Raw genomic sequence first — 17,759 nt, forward strand, 5'->3', positions numbered from 1 at the left:
TACAGAGTGAGGAGTCCATATCATCATCGTAGATCAAAATTCGGCGCCGGGGTGTCCGTCAAAGGACGCCATGAATACGTTCATTTAGGCTCTATGCCAGAGATCCATGTTGGGGCAAAGCCTTTGTCGGACACTCCGGCGTCTCCTTGTGCACTACCGAAATTTGATGTGCGAAAGGTATAACTAGGGTTTATTAACGAAGTCGAACGATATTTTAGTATGAATAGAGGGCGAAATGAATTCAATCAAGATAATCGCAATCGTGCTGGTCATAGCCGGAATCTTGGGTTTAGCGTATGGCCAGTTCAGCTATACCAAGGAAACCCAGCAGGCCAAGCTTGGCCCTTTGGAGCTAACGGTTAAAGATACCGAAACGGTCAATGTACCGGTTTGGGCCGGCGTGGCTTCAATTTTAGTCGGTGGAGTATTGTTGCTTTACGCGGGCAAAAAGAGTTAACGTCCATCATTTGGGTTTCCCGTCGACGCATCAGGCTATTCAAATTTGCGATGAATATTCTTGTCCCGTGACTTGGTTTCGCCCGGTTGGTGAGAGGATTTTATTATCCAGGCTAAAGGCAATAGGGCCGTGTATAAAGTGCGCATCGAACCCATAAGGCTCAGCGCGGTTTTCAGCGGTGATGTCTCGGCAGCGACCGGTTTGTCGGTGGTGTCTCGGCATTTCAGGTCTTGACGCTTGGTGAGTTCGCCAATGATAAAGCCGATGCCGCCCGCCAACAGCAAGGTTGACGGAGCGGTTATTTGTTGGCGGATATCCCGGATAAGCGTTGCAGAGCGTGTATCGATTTTCCGTTGACGATTCAATAATTGCGCCTCCGCATCTCTGATCCGATGCTTCAGCGATCTAGACACACTTTGTTTTTGACGATAGACAACCATTATGACTCCACGCCTTGCCCCGATGGCTTGTGTCTCGGTTGAAGACTGCGGAGAGTTGCTGGAAACCCCAGATCGCGTGTCTTTAGGCGTATCACGTTAAAGAGAATCAACGCGATCAGCAAGTTGACAACGACGGCAAGGAGAATGGCGCTACTCAACGTGACCTCTTTTTCGATTAGTTCCACTACCACTGCCGCCATGACTCCCAGCCATGCGCTACTCAGAGAAAGAGAAATCATCACCCCTGAAATGATCATGGTCACCAGACTCTGACCCGCCCGCTGTGTCTCAAGCGTAGCGAGTCTTAAGCGATCATACGCAAGTCCATGTAATTCATGCCATAGCGATTGAGTGTCTTCCAGAATGGCGGTTTCACTTGGAGGTGGGCAGGCGCGCGAGGATGTTTGTTGTTCTATAGCCTCATTCTTTGCATTAGCGTTCATGAAAAAAGATCTAACGGCCGCTAATGACGCGACTTAACAAAAAACCGGTCGCTACCGCAAGACCCAGAGATGTTATTGGATTGTCGCGGACATAACATCGACAATTTTCGAGTAATTGCTGTTCTGCATTTTTCAGTTGCTGACCTTTATCGCTAAGGGCTTCAGCCGCATGCGTGGTTGCATTGGCGATCTTGTCGACAGTCTCATGCGCTGAACTGGCTGCTTTGTCTATAGTTTCCACAATGGATTACTCCTGAATTTGAATCGACATAAGTTTGTGGTTTGTTGGCTCATGATACTTGATGGGCTAATTGGGTGATTTGCTTAATAGTCGACTTAGCAAAAAGCCAGCCGCTGCCGCAATACCCACTGACATGATCGGATACTCGCGGATATAACCGCGGCAATTCTTGACCATTTGCTGCTCAGCATTTTTAAATTGCTCTCCTTTTTTACCGATTGCTTCTGCCGCATGGCTGGTTGCATCGGCCACCTTGTCGAAAGCCTCATGAGCTGAGTGTGATACTTTGTCAAATGTTTCCATGTTAGAGCTCCTTATCTCAGTCTCATGTCATTCTTAACCGACTGTACGCCATTGACGCTACGTGCAATTTCGACCGCTCTATTAATATCGGCCTGGGAATTCACGAAACCACTGAGTTGAACGACGCCCTTGAAGGTTTCAACATTGATCTGGGCGGATTTCAGATTGGGCTCATTTAATAGCTGTGCCTTGACTTTAGTGGTGATGACGCTGTCGTCAAAATATTCGCCGGTTCCTGAACGTTTTTCCGTCGTTGCGCAACCGACCGCTGACAATAATGTCAGGGCCAAAATAGATGCGGTAAATAATCTAATAAATTGTTTCATGGCTAAATCTCCAAATTATCCGCCTTAAGCGGTGGGTGTGAATCACATACGTGATAATCGTCTACACACTTATCGGCAGTCTCGGTGTGAATGGTTTATTGAGGCTGTTATACCTAATCGTAGATTAAAGTTCGGCGCCGGGGTGACCGTCAAAGGACGCTGTGAATGTCGATTTTGCAGGAGCAAAATCGACCTAGCACCCCAGTGCCTCCTTAGGCACTGCCGAAATTTGAAGTGCGAAAGGTATACAAGCTGAAAAATTTAAATGAAGAAGGACTCGTTAAACGCCGGTGGCGTTTTTCCTTATCATTATTGCAGGGTAGGGATGTATGTATACCCTTTGCTAGTCAAATTTCGGCGCCGGGGAGTTCGTTAAAGGACGCCGTGAATACGTCCATGTAGGCTCTGTGACAGCATCCCTGCTGTCAAAGCCTTTGCCGAACACCTCGGTGCCTCCATACGTCAATGCCGAAATTTGAAGTGCGATGGGTATATGTTCACCAAAACCCTGAGTCAATTCTAATCGTAAAAGTTGCTAGTGTCGGTTCGTTAGCGAACATACTAAAAGAATCGTTGCTCAAAAAATCGGGCAGGGTTCTTATGCTCCTCAGCAATTGCCAAGGAGCATAAATTTGATCTGCCGCCGTCATCCTCGTTAAACACACTCCGCGCTTTTATTCTTAGGCGGTTTTTCAATTAAAAGAGAGTCGTTCGTCGGAAACCATAGAAGTTGTGCTCAATTGAGTTATGTTTGCTACCGCACAGACGGCATTGACTTACTTGCACAGAATAAAGGGTTGATCGCATCCAGTATGACTGAAAGGCTACCGGGCGACATAACCAATCATTTGACAACAAGCCAAAAAGAAATATTGACCATGAAAACCAACCCAAAGTCAAAATCTCCTGAAAGGGCATTACAAACCAAGTCCCTGGGCGGACTGCTCGAGCAAAGCGAAGACATAAAAGACTTAGTGGAAGAGTGTGTCGAAGAATTGTCGACGGTCAACACAGCGGGTAGGGAAATAGCCGATACTCATAGTCTTCCGGCAGAAGCTGGTGACCTGCTTGAAAAGAACGAAGCGACTGAAGCTAAGATGGGGCAAGCAGTAGACGAGCTATCATCAGTGAATCAGGCGTTGGAGGTAGAGGTTGATGTGCACCACCTATTGAAACAACGGCTGAACATGGTCACCCAAGCTGAGATAGCCGCACGGCATGCGGCTTTTCATGATCCTTTGACCGGTTTGCCAAACCGCGAGCTGTTTGTCAACCGGCTGGAGCATGGATTAGCCCAGGCCAAACGCTATGGTTGGAATTTAGCAGTGATGTTCGTCGATCTTGATAATTTCAAGGACATTAATGATACACACGGACATGAAGTAGGGGATGCCGTGCTAAAAATCATTGCCGAACGGTTAGGACAGTATACTCGCGAAGTCGATACAGTTAGCCGCTACGGGGGAGACGAGTTTTTGTATTTGCTTATGGAGTTTGGAGACATTCATGGCGTCAAGATTATTGCGGAAAAGATCGCGAATGTGATTGCAGCACCTTGTCAGCTCAGCATCGGGGAACTCATCATCAAATCGAGTATTGGTATCTCGATATGTCCGAAGGACGGCATCACCGTATTCGATTTGATCAAGCGCGCCGATGAGGCGATGTACGTAGCAAAACGAACAAAGTCTAGCTATGCATTTGCACAGTGAAAGTGGCTATGTTGGTTAGCGTACAGTGTTCGAGGTCGATTTTTTGTATGTTAACCGTTAGGTTCACTCTTTATATACTGCATAACTGAAGCTACCGAAACGACGGTAGTGAGTAGATTTCTCTGCAAAGGAAGGGATTCCGGCAAATGAAAAAATGCCAAATTGTTTGCGTCGATTCAACCGGTTATCTCTTTTGGGACGATTTTTATCCGACAACTCAAGTTCACAGTATATTTGGTTCTGCAATGGCGAGTGTAGTTCCAGCAATTCCCAATTTGGGGATCAAAAAGGGTGTGGGGTGTGTTTGGCGAGGATGTCGGCAGCAGGGCAGATTTTTTCTCCTGCAAAATCTGCATTCATGCCATCCATGGCAATCAGATTCCGCCGTCAAGCCTACATGGATGTATTCACAGGCGTCCTGTCAAGCGAGTTAACGAACCGCCATAAAGCCTACTACTTGTAGAAGTTATTTTGTGCATATTCCATAGAGAGTCTACAGGCACGTATTCACTGCGGTCCCTTGACTGGCACACCGGCGCCGAATTTTGATCTGCGATGGGTATAGGTGTGAATAAAAAAGTAGCGATTTTTCTAGTGCGACTGTCAGTCGGACGACAATAGTTTGCAAAATCAAACTCAAAAAAACCAGGAGTACTACTACCATGCTCAACATAGCCAAAACACTAAAAGGTTACAAATTGCACAGCCTCGATGGGGAAATAGGGGAAGTGGAAGAATTCTACTTCGATGACCGGTACTGGACGATTCGCTATTTGGTCGCCGACACAGGCAACTGGCTTACCGGCAAACGGGTTTTGATCTCTCCGTATGCGTTGGCCGCAGTGAATAAAGAAGAACAGTTCATCACCATTAATTTGACCAAAAAGCAGATTGAAGACAGCCCATCCTTGGATAGTGACAAGCCTGTCTCGAGACAATTCGAACAGAACTACTACGGGTATTACGGATGGCCGATGTATTGGAACGGCTCATATATGTGGGGATCTTATCCCTACATTGTGCATGACCCTGAGATATGGAAAGAACTAAAACAAGATGAAGAAGAGTGGGATCCCAATTTGCGCAGTACTCACGATGTGATGGGGCATAACATTCAAGCTACTGACGGAAATATTGGTCATGTCGAGGATTTTATTATCGATGATGAGACCTGGGCAATTCGTTATTTAATCATCGATACGCAAAACTGGTGGCCGGGAAAAAAGGTCCTGGTTTCACCGAAATGGATTGAGCGGGTTAGTTGGGGTGAGTTGACAGTTTTCATTACTCTTTCATGCGAGACCATCAAACAGTCACCGGAATATACGGAGAAATCTCTGCTGACCAGAGATTATGAGACAGAACTGTATCAACATTACGGTTGCCAAGGATACTGGATCGATGAGACGGTTTCCAAGACGCATTCCCGTTGAAGTAATTATACCCTTTGGAACGAGCATGAAATAATTTAGACAACTGTCGGAAGGGGGGGTGGTGGCTCGATTGACAGGTGTCGGCGGCAGGGATAGCTGCCGTCAAGCTTACATGGACGTATTCACGGCGTCCTGTCAAGCGAGTCACCAAACCGCCACAAAGCCTACTACTTGTATAAGTTATTTTGTGCATATTCCTTTGCTTGTCAAATTTCGGTGCCGGGGTGCCCGTCAAAGGACGCCGTAAATACGTCCATGTAGGCTCTATGATAGCATCCATGCTATCAAAGCCTTTGCCGAACACCCCGGCACCTCCTCAGGCACTGCCGAGGAAATGCAGGTACAGCTCAAATCTTCAGAAGCAGGACTATCGGCACAGCACGCTGTCCTTCTCCTTAATATACAGCGCCGTCCCACGCGCTTTGCCGAAGTCTGGATTGCCGCTTTGTGCGCTACGGCAATGTTGTACGCAGCGGAACATCTCTTCGTTTACCTCAAGGGCTTCGCCACGTTGAATGCGGTTTACGGGGCGTTCGGCGGGATCATGGCTTTACTGCTGTGGATTTACCTTTTCGGGTGCATTTTTATCTTCGGCGCTTGCTTGTGCGCCGCTCAGGCCGAAGAACGTAGCACCGAGAAACTCCCTATGGCGCGCTTAACACAGGACAATAAACCATGAATACACAAACTCTGAATCCTGAATTGCTGAGGAAAATTGACGCCTATTGGCGTGCAGCAAACTATCTATCGGTTGGTCAGATTTATCTCTATGACAATCCGCTGTTGAAGAAGCCGCTCAAGCAGGCGCACATCAAACCGCGCCTGCTTGGGCACTGGGGCACGACGCCGGGGCTAAACTTTGCCTACGTCCACTTGAACCGTGTTATCAAGATGCATGATCTAAACGTAATCTACATTACCGGGCCGGGGCATGGCGGACCCGCGCTGGTGGCGAATGCCTATCTAGAGGGTACCTACAGCGAGGTGTATCCCAATATCGCCCAAAATGAGTCGGGGATGAAACGGCTGTTCAAACAGTTTTCCTTCCCCGGCGGCATACCGAGTCACGTTGCACCTGAAACACCGGGCTCGATTCACGAGGGAGGCGAGCTGGGTTATTCGCTGTCGCATGCCTACGGGGCAGCGTTCGACAATCCCGATCTGATCGTTGCTTGTGTCGTCGGCGATGGTGAAGCAGAGACCGGTCCTCTGGCTGCCAGTTGGCATTCGAATAAATTTCTCAATCCGGTCCACGACGGTGCCGTGTTGCCCATCCTGCATTTGAATGGCTATAAAATTGCCGGCCCCACGGTTTTGGCGCGCATTCCGCATGACGAACTGGACGCGATGTTTCGTGGCCTCGGTTACACGCCGTATTTCGTCGAAGGCGAGGATCCGATGGCGATGCATCAGCTGATGGCGGCTACGCTGGACACTGTGGTCGGCGAGATCCAACGCATCCAAACTGAAGCCCGCGCCAACGGATTCAAGAAACGTCCGAATTGGCCTATGATCATCTTGCGCTCACCGAAAGGCTGGACCGGCCCTAAGGAAGTCGATGACAAACCTACCGAGGGAACATTTCGATCGCATCAGGTTCCGATGGGCGACATGAGTGAAGCGGGGCATGTGAAGATTCTGGAAAAGTGGTTGAAAAGCTACCATCCGAAGCAATTGTTCGACAAGACCGGGAAATTGGTTGCCGAATTGGCTGAATTGGCGCCGGCCGGTGAGCGGCGCATGAGCGCCAATCCACACGCCAACGGAGGGCTCTTGTTACAGCAACTGCATCTGCCTGATTTTCACGACTACGAGGTTAAGGTGTCCAAGCCGGGAAACGTGGAGGCCGAATCCACCCGAGTGCAAGGGGAATTTATCCGCGACGTGATCAAACGGAACCCTGAAAACTTCCGTATCTTTAGTCCGGACGAAACGAATTCAAACCGCTGGGGCGCTGTGTTCGAAGTGACGAACCGTTGTTCGACCGCGGAAATTGTGCCCGGCGACGATCATGTTGCCCCTGATGGCCGGGTGATGGAGATATTGAGCGAGCATCAGTGCGAGGGTTGGCTCGAAGGTTACCTGCTGACTGGGCGTCACGGATTTTTCTCCTGCTACGAAGCGTTTATCCACATCATTGATTCGATGTTCAACCAGCATGCCAAATGGCTCAAGGTCTCGAATCAGATTCCATGGCGCCGCCCGATTGCATCTTTGAACTATCTGCTTTCTTCGCACGTCTGGCGACAGGATCATAACGGTTTTAGTCATCAGGATCCAGGCTTCATGGACCATGTCGTGAACAAAAAGGCGGAAGTCATTCGTGTCTTTCTGCCGCCCGACGCGAATACGCTGCTCTCGGTAACGGATCATTGCCTGCGTAGCCGCAACTATGTCAACGTTATCGTTGCCGGCAAGCAACCCTCTCTGCAGTGGTTAGACATGGATGAGGCAATTAAACACTGTACCGCTGGTTTGGGTATTTGGCCGTGGGCCAGCAACGATCAGGATGGCGAACCGGATGTTGTCATGGCATGCTGCGGCGACGTACCGACGCTAGAAACCTTGGCCGCCGTCGAGTTGTTGCGGGAATATTTCCCAGAGCTGAAGGTTAGGGTGATTAATGTAGTTGATTTGATGAAACTCCAGACCCAAAGCGAACATCCGAATGGTCTGAGCGACAAAGATTTCGATTTACTTTTTACCAAGGATAAGCCGATCATCTTCGCCTTCCACGGTTATCCATTGCTCATTCATCGGTTGACCTATCGTCGCAGTAACCACTCGAACCTGCATGTGCGCGGTTTCAAAGAAGAAGGCACCACCACTACGCCCTTCGACATGACGGTATTGAACGACCTGGACCGGTTTCATTTGTTTGGCGATGCCATTGACCGCCTCCCGCAATTGGGAGCTCGGGCTGCCTACGCCAAGCAAGCCATGCGAGACAAGCTCATCGAACACAAACAATACATCAGGAAGCATGGCGAGGATATGCCGGAAATTCGTCACTGGAAATGGAAAGGATAATCGTGAGAGTGGTGTGAAAAGTGTTTCCTGGCTACGATTCATTCAAATTAATCATACAAGGCTTGAGCGCAGCATCCCTGCTGCGCACACTTCTTTCAGCGCTACCTGAGACCACCTTAACTATTTGGAATACTGTATTTTTATACCTATCGCACTTCAAATTTCGGCATTGACGTATGGAGGCACCGGGGTGTTCGGCAAAGGCTTTGACAGCAGGGATGCTGTCACAGAGTCTACATGGACGTATTCACGGCGTCCTTTGACGGACACCCCCCGGCGCCGAAATTTGACCAGCAAAGGGTATATCCCGAACTAAGGTTGATTAGCAAGATGCTTCCCCAGTTGAGGAAATGTCTTCTGCATGAGCCTGCTCGAAGATCTTTTTCGCTTTATCAACCTCTTCGCTGCTTCCTGTATGGACTGAAATCAAGGCACTACCTCCCTTGATTTTTCCTTCATAGCGTTTGGCCTCATACTCCGGAATACCCAGTCCGATTAAAGCCCCCGTCAACCCACCTGCGGCCGCGCCTACTGCGGCTCCGCTCAAGGCGCCCATAATGGGTCCGGCGGCGATAAAGGGCCCCACTCCTGGAATAGCCAAAGCGCCGATTCCGGCTAGCAAACCGAGCACACCGCCGGTGCCTAAACCCACTGACCCACCAATAGCAGCCCCTTCCGGAGATTTGGTGTGCTTTTCATACGCAAAATCCTGGGTGGAGGATTTGTCGGGAAACAAAACTGATATGTCACTGTGGGAAAAACCTGCGGCATTCAGGTCATTAACAATGCTTTCTGCCTGCTCTGTACTTTGGGCGATACAAAAAACTGCTTTACTCATGTCGTTCTCCAGAACCTTTACGGCGCTTTAATTTCAAGTTGATTATCTATCTGCACTACGCCGGGTGTTTGCGTGGCGATTTGTTGCAGTGTCAAACGTTCTGCTTCACTTTCAACCAGTCCTCGCAAAGTCACGACTCCATGACGAGTTATGATTTTTGCATTCTTTGCGTTGAGTGAAAGCGATTCATCCCTAACGACGGCTTGACGTATGGTAGCTGTGATGTCGATATCACCTTTGGATTCTTTTTGATCTTCCGGGGTTAAATTGGCGTCATCTCTGTCGCGAACATTGCGTTCGGTATTGTCCATTTTCGAACTGGAGTCGGCCGCCAAATAGATGACGGTGTTCTGTTCGGCTTTAACGGTACCGGTTATCAGTATTAGGCTAGCGGTTAAAGTGAATAGTACTAACGGTAATCGTGTAGACATAGTGAGCTCCTAAATAGTGACTGTTTCTTTTTCGAAATAAGTTGTTTGGAATCGGATTTATCCCAGTGATTTAACAAATGATCACCACTTTACCTAACACAAACGGAATCTTTCATCGACTCTGGCTTACATTCAAACAGGCTGATTGAAGACATCATGATGCAAGCTAGAATAAAGTTTCCGGGAAAATGGTCTTAAAGTCGGTGCGGTGTCGCACATTGAAGATGATTGTTTTATCTGCCCAAACTCAGTTTTTTTGAAAATCATTTTGATCTGCGATGGGTATATGTTTGATAACGAACAGACTTAGCGGACAGACAGTCCTAATATAACGGCAAACGAGACGAACTATCGCCCGGGGGCATACCTCCGAGCCAGTCCTGCGAGGTTGACAGCCCGCTACATTTCGCTGCCGTATAGAGCCGTGTGACTTGCCCCCAAGTCAGACCTTTAGATTTTCTGAGGACAAAGTTATGCCTAAATCCGCCAAGCAACACGATGATGACGCCATCGCGTTACTCACTGAAGACCACAAGAAAGTAAAAAAACTGTTTGCGGATTTTGCCAAACTCGCCAAGGGCGACGGCACCGATAAAGCAAAAGCAGAAGCGGTTCGGGCGATATGCCTGGCGCTGACCATACATGCCCAAGCCGAAGAAAAAATCTTTTACCCGGCGGTTCGCGCCGTCATCAAGGACAACGATTTGATGGACGAAGCTCACGTAGAGCATGCCGGAGTCAAGAGCCTCATCGCGCAATTACATGCTATGGAACCGGCACACGATCACTACGACGCAACGGTTACCGTGCTCGGCGAAATGTTCGATCATCATGTAAAGGAAGTAGAGGACAAAATGTTTCCCAAGGCAAAGAAAGCCAGGGTGGACATAGACGCTCTAGGTGTAGCATTGATGCAACGCAAGCGCGAGTTACTGGCGGAGAGAGGCGAAGCCGAATAGCCGTTTAAGGCCAAGAAAGCTCAATCGCGTTGAGTGTTGCCGACAGCGCATCCTGCTTAGGCCACCCAGCGGCTTGATGAATTCCCGAGCCGATATTGGCATTGGCGCGGGAGTCGCGAAGAAAGACAAGAATGAAAAACAACTTAAATAGACGAGGAAAATACAATGGAAATTAAAGACAAAGTATCCGATTCCGCACATGCGGCTTACGATAATATCGCCGATGCAACCAGCCAGGTTGCGGAAACGCTTGGCGAAAAAGGCGAGCAACTGAAAAAAACCGAGCAGCAATTGATGAAAAATTGCCGCGGTTATGTTCGCGACAACCCTATAACATCGCTGAGTATCGCAGTGGCGGCCGGCTTTCTGCTGAGTCGCGTGGTTAGCGCTCGGTAAACCGTCAAACCTTATGGATCCGGATACTATACCCTTTGCTAGTCAAATTTCGGCGTCGGGGTGCCCGTCAAAGGACGCCGTGAATACGTCCATGTAGGCTCTATGACAGCATCCATGCTGCCAAAGCCTTTGCGAACACCCCGACGCCTCCATACGCTACTCCCTTTATACTCAAAAATTAGTTAACTTTATGAAGGTATGGGGTATGGCTAGCGAGGATGTCGGCAGCAGGGATCGCTGCCGCCAAGCCCCCATGGATGGGTTTACGGCGGTCCTCGATAGACACATCCCATACCTCTTATTCTTAGACGGTTTTTCAATCAAAAGGGAGTAATGCCGAAATTTGAAGTGCGATAGGTGTATAGAGGATGAAACTTTCGGGCATGCTGCAGCGCGCGGTGATACGGTGAGCGGTTCCGGCGTGCTGAAAGAAGAGCAACCGCTAGGGCATTAGTTGCGCGGGCTAACCCTCGATCGATTCCGGCCTTTTGCTCTGGAGACGTAGCGGGTGGGCAATGGCTTGGTGGACATGATCGTGACAGGAGTGATGGTTGGTGCGTTGCTGATCGGTGCCTGGCTAGGACTCATGGTAGCCGCCGTGCTTGAACTCGTCGATCATAACGTCATGGTTACGAGTAGCGCCATAGTACTTGCATTTGCTGCTCGGACTTAATCTTCCAATGCGAGACCGTTTTTTAAAAGTGACTTTTTATCCTAGAAAGAGCAGTTGGCATGTGTTGTAGACCGTTCGTGCTGAGCAAAGTCTAAGCATGAAGGGTCTACAACACTTTCACCGGCCTGGTGAAGCCTCAAACTACCGTTCACCCTTCGACATGGCTCTCCTGAGCGTAGCCGAAGGGGCTCTCCTGAGCGTAACCGAAGGGCTCAGGGCGAACGGTAGTTTGAGGCTCTCAACTGCTCTTTTTAGGTTTATTACCCACAGCGCCTCGGCAACACGCTGCCGTCGCAGAAAATCAATTGGAGATTCATAATGACTAAAGCAAATACAGGGTCTCAACCCGTCAAGGGCAAACCGGCAAAGTCCGGGCCGGAAGAAGTAACCGTTTCAATCGGTAGCGGCGGAGAGTGGCACCAGACGGCCACCGGCGATCAACCGGCGTTGACAACCAATCAGGGTTTGCCGATTTCCGACAATCAGAACTCCCTGAGAGCCAATCCGAGCGGTCCGACGTTGCTGGAAGATTTCATCCTACGGGAAAAAATCACCCATTTCGACCATGAGCGAATTCCCGAGCGTATCGTCCATGCCCGCGGTACCGGCGCACACGGCTTTTTCGAACTGACCCAATCCTTGGAGCAATACACGACCGCCAAAGTGCTGACTGAAGTTGGCGAACAAACGCCCCTGTTCACACGCATCTCAACCGTAGCAGGCGGGTCCGGCTCGCGAGATACTCCCCGCGATGTTCGCGGCTTCGCCGTCAAATTTTACACGAAAGAGGGCAATTGGGATTTGGTCGGCAATAATATCCCCGTGTTTTTCATTCAGGATGCCATCAAATTTCCCGACCTCGTTCATGCCGTGAAAATGGAACCCGACCGCGGCTTTCCTCAGGCAGCGACGGCGCATGACACTTTCTGGGACTATATCTCTCTGACACCGGAAGCAATGCATATGGTGATGTGGATCATGTCCGACCGCACCTTGCCTCGCTCGCTACGGATGATCGAGGGTTTTGGCGTACATAGTTTTCGTCTGGTGAATGCCGCGGGCGAATCGACCTTCGTAAAATTCCATTGGCGGCCGAAACTCGGTTTGCAATCGACCCTCTGGGACGAGGCGGTCAAGATTGCCGGCGCCGATCCCGACTTTCATCGCCGTGATTTATTTGAAGCGATCAGTGCCGGGGATTTTCCGGAATGGGAATTGGCGGTGCAGCTATTCTCCCAGGAAGAGGCCGATGCCTTCCCGTTCGATCATCTCGATTCGACCAAATTGATACCGGAAGAATGGGTGCCGTTGCAAGTTATCGGACGCATGGTGCTCAACCGCTGGCCGAACAATTTTTTTGCGGAGACTGAACAGGTGGCATTTTGTCCGTCCCATGTCGTGCCCGGTATCGATTTCTCGAACGATCCGTTATTGCAGGGGCGATTGTTCTCATATCTGGACACACAGTTATCCCGTCTGGGGTCGGCGAATTTTCACCAGATACCGGTCAATGCACCGCAGTGTCCGTTCGCCAATCACCAGCGCGACGGTCATATGCAAATGGCGCAGCCGACCGGACGCGTGTCCTACGAACCGAATACCCTAGCGGCAGATTCTCCGCGCGAACAACCGGAGGCAGGCTTTTACAGCGCGGCGTTGGCCGAGAGTGGCGTAAAGGGGAGGATTCGAGCGGAGAGTTTTGCCGATCATTACAGTCAGGCACGGCAGTTTTATCGCAGTCAATCGGTCTATGAACAGGCGCATATAGCTTCGGCGTTGGTCTTTGAATTATCGAAGGTCGAGCATCCGCATATCCGTGAGGCTATGGTCGGTCACCTACGCCATATCGAAGACGGCCTCGCACAACGGGTTGCCTACTGGCTCGGTATGGTCGAGCTGCCGCAAGCGCCTACTACTGCTGTTGCCGTTCAGGATTTAGACCTATCCCCGGCGCTGCAACTTATCGGCAAGATGAAGAGCACGCTTGAGGGCCGTGAAGTCGGGATATTGATAGCGGACGGGTCGGACGCGGTCACCATCGAAGCGGTCAAAGAGGCGGTCGCTGAAGCCGGCGCAAAAGTGAAGATTATCGCCGCTAAAATTGGCGAAGCGAAGCTCGCCGATGGCTCGCTTTTGAAAGTCGACGGGCAATTAGCCGGAACGCCGTCGGTGATGTTCGACGCGGTCGCCATCATTCTCTCCGACGAAGCCGCCGCTTTATTGGGCAAGGAAGCCGCCGCCATCGATTTCGCGCGCGACGCCTTCGGTCATCTTAAAGCAATTGGCGTGGACAAGGGCGGGGATGCTTTGCTAAAAACAGCGGGGATCGAACCAGACGCCGGTGTGATTGCCATCGATACCCTGGATCGCTTTAGCTTTATTGCCGCTGCCAAGACCCGTCAGTGGGCCCGCGAAACAAAAATCAGAACACTGGCTTGATGAATACACCTGCCACAGGATGTGTCCCACCTTTAACTGCCGTGCGTTAAGTATTAAAAGCATCTGGGTTGTTAAAGGTGGCATTATTGAGATTTATTCATTTGTTCTAATCCAGTTTCCGTTAGGATTGATACCCTCGTAGATCAAAATTCGGCATTGGGGTGCCTGTCAAAGGTCGCCGTTAATACGTCCCGGTAGGCTCTATGCCAGCTCCATGCTGGCAAAGCCTTTGCCAAATACCCCAATGCCTCCTTAGACACTGCCGAAATTTGAAGTGCGAAAGGTATAAATAGAGCCAATGAACTTCAAACTGATAACCATAACCCGTATATTATTAGTCATTTTACTCATCGGGTTCTTTGCCTTTGGAAGTATTCTACTAAGTTTTGGCTATTCCAATACCGTTAGAACAAGGTTTATTGAGACTATCGTTAATACCGAAAAGCTAAAACTTGATATAAAAGGTGAAACTTTTTTGGAAATAGGCTGGCAGCCTGAACTGACGCTTAATAATATTTCCATCAAAAATACGGCTTGGGCGAAGCCTGTAAATGTTGCACAAATCGATCAATTGTCATTAAAAATTTCCATACTAAGGCTATTTGATGGCGATATCTTTATTAATGATTTAAGCATTAGCAAGCCAAAGTTATTTTTATTAAAAAATAAGAAAGGTGATGCTAACTGGAATTTTTCTGACCGGAAAGCGGATTCAAACGTGCTTGAGTTACCGGTTATTTTAGAAAATGTGCATATTATTTCTGGAGGATTTCAATATTATGATGAAATCCGTGACATGAATTTTGAAGGGGAAATAGATGTCTTAAAAGGCTCTGGTGGCTGGCAACTGCCGATTATCCTTGAGAGTAAGGGAAGTTACCAACACAAAACGCTAAATCTGCAAGCTTCTGCTGGTTCATATTCAGAATTGCGCTCAGTAAAGAAACCTTATCCTGTCAAGTTGAATATGGCTTTTGGCAAAACTGAAATAGCAATTCGCGGCACAGTGAGTAATCCCCTGCAGGTACCCGATCTTAAGCTTAACCTTTCAATCAAAGGGCCTGATATTTCTGAATTATTTCCTCTAACCGGTATCCCTTTACCGCCCAGCCCAGCCTATAAAATAGCGGGAAATTTAAGCCGTCATGATACCACTTGGCGTTTTGACCACTTTAAGGGTGAAATTGGCCAAAGTGATTTGCAAGGAACAGTCCTAATCAATCCAAAACTTGAACCTTTGCATTTCGATATGGACTTGTTCGCCAAAACACTTGACCTTGCAGATTTAAGCGGATTTATCGGCGGCGAACCTAACCTTCCAAATCAGATTGATACGGAAGATGATTCTTTGATACCTGATCATCATTTCAACCTAAAACAACTTCGTGCAGCGAATGGTAAGGCTCGACTTCGTGCGACGAATATCATTAACAAGGACGTTCCACTAACAAATTTTGACGGAAAATTATCGCTCAACAACGGAGTATTGAAGTTCGAACCTGTCACCTTCGGAATTGACGAGGGCAGGGTGGACCTTTGGATGTCAGCTTATGGATCTGTTGACCCGGCAGAGGTTGACATTCAAATTCAAGTGATTGATCTGTCTTTGAGCAAGCTTATCAGGAAAGTTAATGACATTGAGAAAACGTTGGGGAACATTAACGGCAAATTGAAAATAAAAGGGTCTGGCAATTCGCTTAAAGATATACTTTCAAGCTCCAATGGAGAAGCTTATTTAGTGCAAGTCGATGGCAAAATTAGCGCGTTGATAGTTGAGTTGATAGGTTTAGATATTTTCCAAGCTCTTGGCTTTTATATCTTGGGAGATATTCAAATTCCTATTTACTGCGCCGTTGTCGATGTCGATATTAAAAATGGAATTGCCCAGGCAAAAACTTTATTGCTCAATACCCAGGATAGTGTGATTCGCGGAAATAGCCATCTGTCATTTAAAAACGAAACTTTTGAGCTTGCTATAACCCCTTACCCTCGTGATTTTAGTCCGCTTACCCTGCGTTCAACCTTAAATTTTTCCGGTACTATTTTAAACCCAAAATTTTCAATTAATCCTTTATCTACTCTTATGATGCTCCCACCAATAGATATTGGCCAGGTTCAAAACATCGATTGCCAGAAAATGATACGTCAAGCAAAGGATTAACCATGGGTGCTCGTTTTAACAACACGTAACCCAGCTTTTGCATTGAAAGCAGCCATTGACGATCTGACCCAATTGGCCACTGTGCGACCATTCGGGTTGTTCGAAATTATTTGTTCACTACAGGCTGGTTTTGGTTGTGAAACTATCCATGAGCTAATCTCCCAACATTCACATGCTAATGCTTAATTGCGATAATTCGTGAAAATAGAAAGTCAATTATAATCAATATGTTAAGATTGAATTTTATATCGCCTATTTATGCAATTAAGCACTAATCTTTAGTTGCAACCTGAATACTTCTGACGCAATTTCTACCATCGTGTTTTGCCATATAAACCCCATCATCCGCAGCCTTTAAAAGAGCATCTGGACCTTCCATTGCCTGATCCCGAACGGCAACGCCGATACTAATGCTACCCTTCCAAACTCCCATTCCAGCTTTGACTCTCATTTCGGCAACCACTTTTCTTACCAATTTTGCTAAATACATCGCCCCATTTAACGGTGTATCCGTACAAATAATGATAAATTCATCACCACCTAACCGACAAACAATGTCGTCGTTTCTAACACTATGATTCAACTCCCGAGCCAAAGCCTGCAACACAATATCGCCGGATTCATGGCCATAATTGTCATTAATCTGTTTAAAACCATCGGCATCGATCATCATGCACGCCAAGGATGAGGTCGGGCTATAGTCCGTATCCCAAAGTTGACGCAATACACCCATGGCATAACGGCGATTGGGTAGTCCTGTCAACGCGTCCGTCATGGCAATTTTTTCCAACTGGACATTGGCATCGGTCAGGGCCTGTGTTCTTTCCTGAACTTTCATTTCTAGCGTTTTGTTCATTTCCAGTAAAGCCTGATTCTGCTCGCTCAACTGTTCGAACAAGCACACCAATGCCGCTAATAAAGGCTCTGTTGATTGTAAACGATTTGTTTCCTCTGCCAGATAAGCGTCATTGGCGGAAGCGCCGGTCTGTATTGCGGCCAATTGCCGCGCCATATCCTGATCCACACCCAGGATATGATAGGCCAGCCAATTCGTCAGAAATTTTAATAATTGCTTGGCACCTACTGCAGCTACAAAACGAAGCTCTGAACTCATCTCAAGCACTTGCTGTATAAATATATCGTGATTTTTTTTATGGAATTGAAAATGTCTGGCATCAATCCCAAACTCCAACATAATCTTTTCCTCATTTTGAAAATGATATTGAGCGTAATCAGCCAGCCGACTCAACAAACTCTCGATATCGTCCAGCTTTAACTTATTTTCTGTTAATAGCTCGCCAAACTCATTTATCATATCCACCAATTTATGATGTTGCTCGTCAACAACTTCTAATCCGGTTAGATACATTTCCCCCCATTGAAATGACTGCATGAAAAATCCCCTTAAATTCTGTGCGCTAGCCAACCTGATCGATAAGGCATGTCGACGTAATAATTCCAATGATTGCTTAGGCGT

At 48.1% G+C, this 17,759-nt stretch carries 17 protein-coding genes; 9 read left to right on the forward strand and 8 right to left on the reverse strand.

The features are described from left to right. Positions 1-235 precede the first annotated feature (235 nt). The gene (locus METBU_RS0100450; RefSeq protein ID WP_017838752.1) at positions 236-457 is read left to right on the forward strand and encodes a hypothetical protein; all 222 of its coding nucleotides are present in this window, start codon (positions 236-238) and stop codon (positions 455-457) included. Positions 458-492: 35 nt separating this feature from the next. On the opposite strand, the gene METBU_RS0100455 is transcribed toward METBU_RS0100450, so the two are convergent. The 5 genes from METBU_RS0100455 to METBU_RS0100475 all read right to left on the reverse strand — a co-directional run bounded on the left by METBU_RS0100455 (position 493) and on the right by METBU_RS0100475 (position 2,210). After that, positions 493-897 (reverse strand): hypothetical protein, encoded by a 405-nt coding sequence (locus tag METBU_RS0100455; RefSeq protein WP_017838753.1) that lies wholly within the window; start codon positions 895-897, stop codon positions 493-495. Beyond that, positions 897-1,340 (reverse strand): phage holin family protein, encoded by a 444-nt coding sequence (locus tag METBU_RS0100460; protein WP_017838754.1) that lies wholly within the window; start codon positions 1,338-1,340, stop codon positions 897-899. Before METBU_RS0100460 ends, METBU_RS0100455 begins: the two co-directional genes overlap by 1 nt. A gap of 10 nt (positions 1,341-1,350) precedes the next feature. Further along, positions 1,351-1,581 (reverse strand): DUF883 C-terminal domain-containing protein, encoded by a 231-nt coding sequence (locus METBU_RS0100465; protein WP_017838755.1) that lies wholly within the window; start codon positions 1,579-1,581, stop codon positions 1,351-1,353. 66 nt (positions 1,582-1,647) lie between these two features. Further along, on the reverse strand, positions 1,648-1,884 hold the full coding sequence (locus METBU_RS0100470; protein WP_017838756.1) for an ElaB/YgaM/YqjD family protein: 237 nt from the start codon (positions 1,882-1,884) through the stop codon (positions 1,648-1,650). A gap of 11 nt (positions 1,885-1,895) precedes the next feature. Beyond that, entirely contained in the window at positions 1,896-2,210 is a 315-nt protein-coding gene (locus tag METBU_RS0100475) for a BON domain-containing protein (RefSeq protein ID WP_014149030.1), read from the reverse strand. Positions 2,211-3,088: 878 nt separating this feature from the next. On the opposite strand from METBU_RS0100475, the gene METBU_RS0100480 reads away from it, so the two are divergent. The 4 genes from METBU_RS0100480 (at position 3,089) to METBU_RS0100495 (ending at position 8,385) form a co-directional block, all read left to right on the forward strand. Further along, positions 3,089-3,922 carry a GGDEF domain-containing protein gene (locus METBU_RS0100480; RefSeq protein WP_040575394.1) on the forward strand — a complete coding sequence of 278 codons (834 nt, stop codon included), beginning with the start codon at positions 3,089-3,091 and terminating at the stop codon, positions 3,920-3,922. A 662-nt stretch (positions 3,923-4,584) separates the two neighbouring features. Then, positions 4,585-5,355: a PRC-barrel domain-containing protein gene (locus METBU_RS0100485; RefSeq protein ID WP_017838758.1), complete on the forward strand. Its 771-nt coding sequence runs from the start codon at positions 4,585-4,587 to the stop codon at positions 5,353-5,355. 334 nt (positions 5,356-5,689) lie between these two features. Continuing rightward, positions 5,690-6,034 (forward strand): YhjD/YihY/BrkB family envelope integrity protein, encoded by a 345-nt coding sequence (locus METBU_RS0100490; RefSeq protein WP_017838759.1) that lies wholly within the window; start codon positions 5,690-5,692, stop codon positions 6,032-6,034. Further along, positions 6,031-8,385 carry a phosphoketolase family protein gene (locus METBU_RS0100495; protein ID WP_017838760.1) on the forward strand — a complete coding sequence of 785 codons (2,355 nt, stop codon included), beginning with the start codon at positions 6,031-6,033 and terminating at the stop codon, positions 8,383-8,385. Before METBU_RS0100490 ends, METBU_RS0100495 begins: the two co-directional genes overlap by 4 nt. A gap of 322 nt (positions 8,386-8,707) precedes the next feature. Here METBU_RS0100495 and METBU_RS0100500 read toward each other — a convergent pair whose 3' ends face one another. Together METBU_RS0100500 and METBU_RS0100505 are read right to left on the reverse strand one after the other, a co-directional pair. Further along, on the reverse strand, positions 8,708-9,223 hold the full coding sequence (locus METBU_RS0100500) for a hypothetical protein (protein WP_017838761.1): 516 nt from the start codon (positions 9,221-9,223) through the stop codon (positions 8,708-8,710). Between the two features lie 17 nt (positions 9,224-9,240). Further along, positions 9,241-9,654 (reverse strand): BON domain-containing protein, encoded by a 414-nt coding sequence (locus METBU_RS0100505; protein WP_017838762.1) that lies wholly within the window; start codon positions 9,652-9,654, stop codon positions 9,241-9,243. Positions 9,655-10,127: 473 nt separating this feature from the next. On the opposite strand from METBU_RS0100505, the gene METBU_RS0100510 reads away from it, so the two are divergent. From METBU_RS0100510 to METBU_RS0100530, 4 genes are all read left to right on the forward strand, one after another. Then, a complete protein-coding gene (locus tag METBU_RS0100510) occupies positions 10,128-10,613 on the forward strand; it encodes a hemerythrin domain-containing protein (protein ID WP_017838763.1) in 486 nt (161 codons plus the stop codon). A 165-nt stretch (positions 10,614-10,778) separates the two neighbouring features. Continuing rightward, positions 10,779-11,009: a DUF883 family protein gene (locus METBU_RS0100515; protein ID WP_017838764.1), complete on the forward strand. Its 231-nt coding sequence runs from the start codon at positions 10,779-10,781 to the stop codon at positions 11,007-11,009. A gap of 991 nt (positions 11,010-12,000) precedes the next feature. Next, positions 12,001-14,121 (forward strand): catalase, encoded by a 2,121-nt coding sequence (locus tag METBU_RS0100525; RefSeq protein WP_017838766.1) that lies wholly within the window; start codon positions 12,001-12,003, stop codon positions 14,119-14,121. 298 nt (positions 14,122-14,419) lie between these two features. Next, positions 14,420-16,282 carry an AsmA family protein gene (locus METBU_RS0100530; protein ID WP_017838767.1) on the forward strand — a complete coding sequence of 621 codons (1,863 nt, stop codon included), beginning with the start codon at positions 14,420-14,422 and terminating at the stop codon, positions 16,280-16,282. 271 nt (positions 16,283-16,553) lie between these two features. Here METBU_RS0100530 and METBU_RS0100535 read toward each other — a convergent pair whose 3' ends face one another. Further along, entirely contained in the window at positions 16,554-17,675 is a 1,122-nt protein-coding gene (locus tag METBU_RS0100535) for a GGDEF domain-containing protein (RefSeq protein WP_017838768.1), read from the reverse strand. Between the last annotated feature and the right edge of the window lie 84 nt (positions 17,676-17,759).

Origin of the sequence: Methylotuvimicrobium buryatense 5G, assembly GCF_000341735.1 — a bacterium.
GTDB classification, from domain to species: Bacteria; Pseudomonadota; Gammaproteobacteria; order Methylococcales; family Methylomonadaceae; genus Methylotuvimicrobium; species Methylotuvimicrobium buryatense.

Bases quoted from the DNA above. Each gene is read 5' to 3' on its own strand.
- METBU_RS0100470 (WP_017838756.1), bottom strand. From the start codon at position 1,884: ATGGAAACATTTGACAAAGTATCACACTCAGCTCATGAGGCTTTCGAC.
- METBU_RS0100455 (WP_017838753.1), bottom strand. From the start codon at position 897: ATGGTTGTCTATCGTCAAAAACAAAGTGTGTCTAGATCGCTGAAGCAT.
- METBU_RS0100480 (WP_040575394.1), top strand. From the start codon at position 3,089: ATGAAAACCAACCCAAAGTCAAAATCTCCTGAAAGGGCATTACAAACC.
- METBU_RS0100475 (WP_014149030.1), bottom strand. From the start codon at position 2,210: ATGAAACAATTTATTAGATTATTTACCGCATCTATTTTGGCCCTGACA.
- METBU_RS0100450 (WP_017838752.1), top strand. From the start codon at position 236: ATGAATTCAATCAAGATAATCGCAATCGTGCTGGTCATAGCCGGAATC.
- METBU_RS0100490 (WP_017838759.1), top strand. From the start codon at position 5,690: ATGCAGGTACAGCTCAAATCTTCAGAAGCAGGACTATCGGCACAGCAC.
- METBU_RS0100500 (WP_017838761.1), bottom strand. From the start codon at position 9,223: ATGAGTAAAGCAGTTTTTTGTATCGCCCAAAGTACAGAGCAGGCAGAA.
- METBU_RS0100505 (WP_017838762.1), bottom strand. From the start codon at position 9,654: ATGTCTACACGATTACCGTTAGTACTATTCACTTTAACCGCTAGCCTA.
- METBU_RS0100510 (WP_017838763.1), top strand. From the start codon at position 10,128: ATGCCTAAATCCGCCAAGCAACACGATGATGACGCCATCGCGTTACTC.
- METBU_RS0100525 (WP_017838766.1), top strand. From the start codon at position 12,001: ATGACTAAAGCAAATACAGGGTCTCAACCCGTCAAGGGCAAACCGGCA.
- METBU_RS0100460 (WP_017838754.1), bottom strand. From the start codon at position 1,340: ATGAACGCTAATGCAAAGAATGAGGCTATAGAACAACAAACATCCTCG.
- METBU_RS0100515 (WP_017838764.1), top strand. From the start codon at position 10,779: ATGGAAATTAAAGACAAAGTATCCGATTCCGCACATGCGGCTTACGAT.
- METBU_RS0100530 (WP_017838767.1), top strand. From the start codon at position 14,420: ATGAACTTCAAACTGATAACCATAACCCGTATATTATTAGTCATTTTA.
- METBU_RS0100495 (WP_017838760.1), top strand. From the start codon at position 6,031: ATGAATACACAAACTCTGAATCCTGAATTGCTGAGGAAAATTGACGCC.
- METBU_RS0100535 (WP_017838768.1), bottom strand. From the start codon at position 17,675: ATGCAGTCATTTCAATGGGGGGAAATGTATCTAACCGGATTAGAAGTT.
- METBU_RS0100485 (WP_017838758.1), top strand. From the start codon at position 4,585: ATGCTCAACATAGCCAAAACACTAAAAGGTTACAAATTGCACAGCCTC.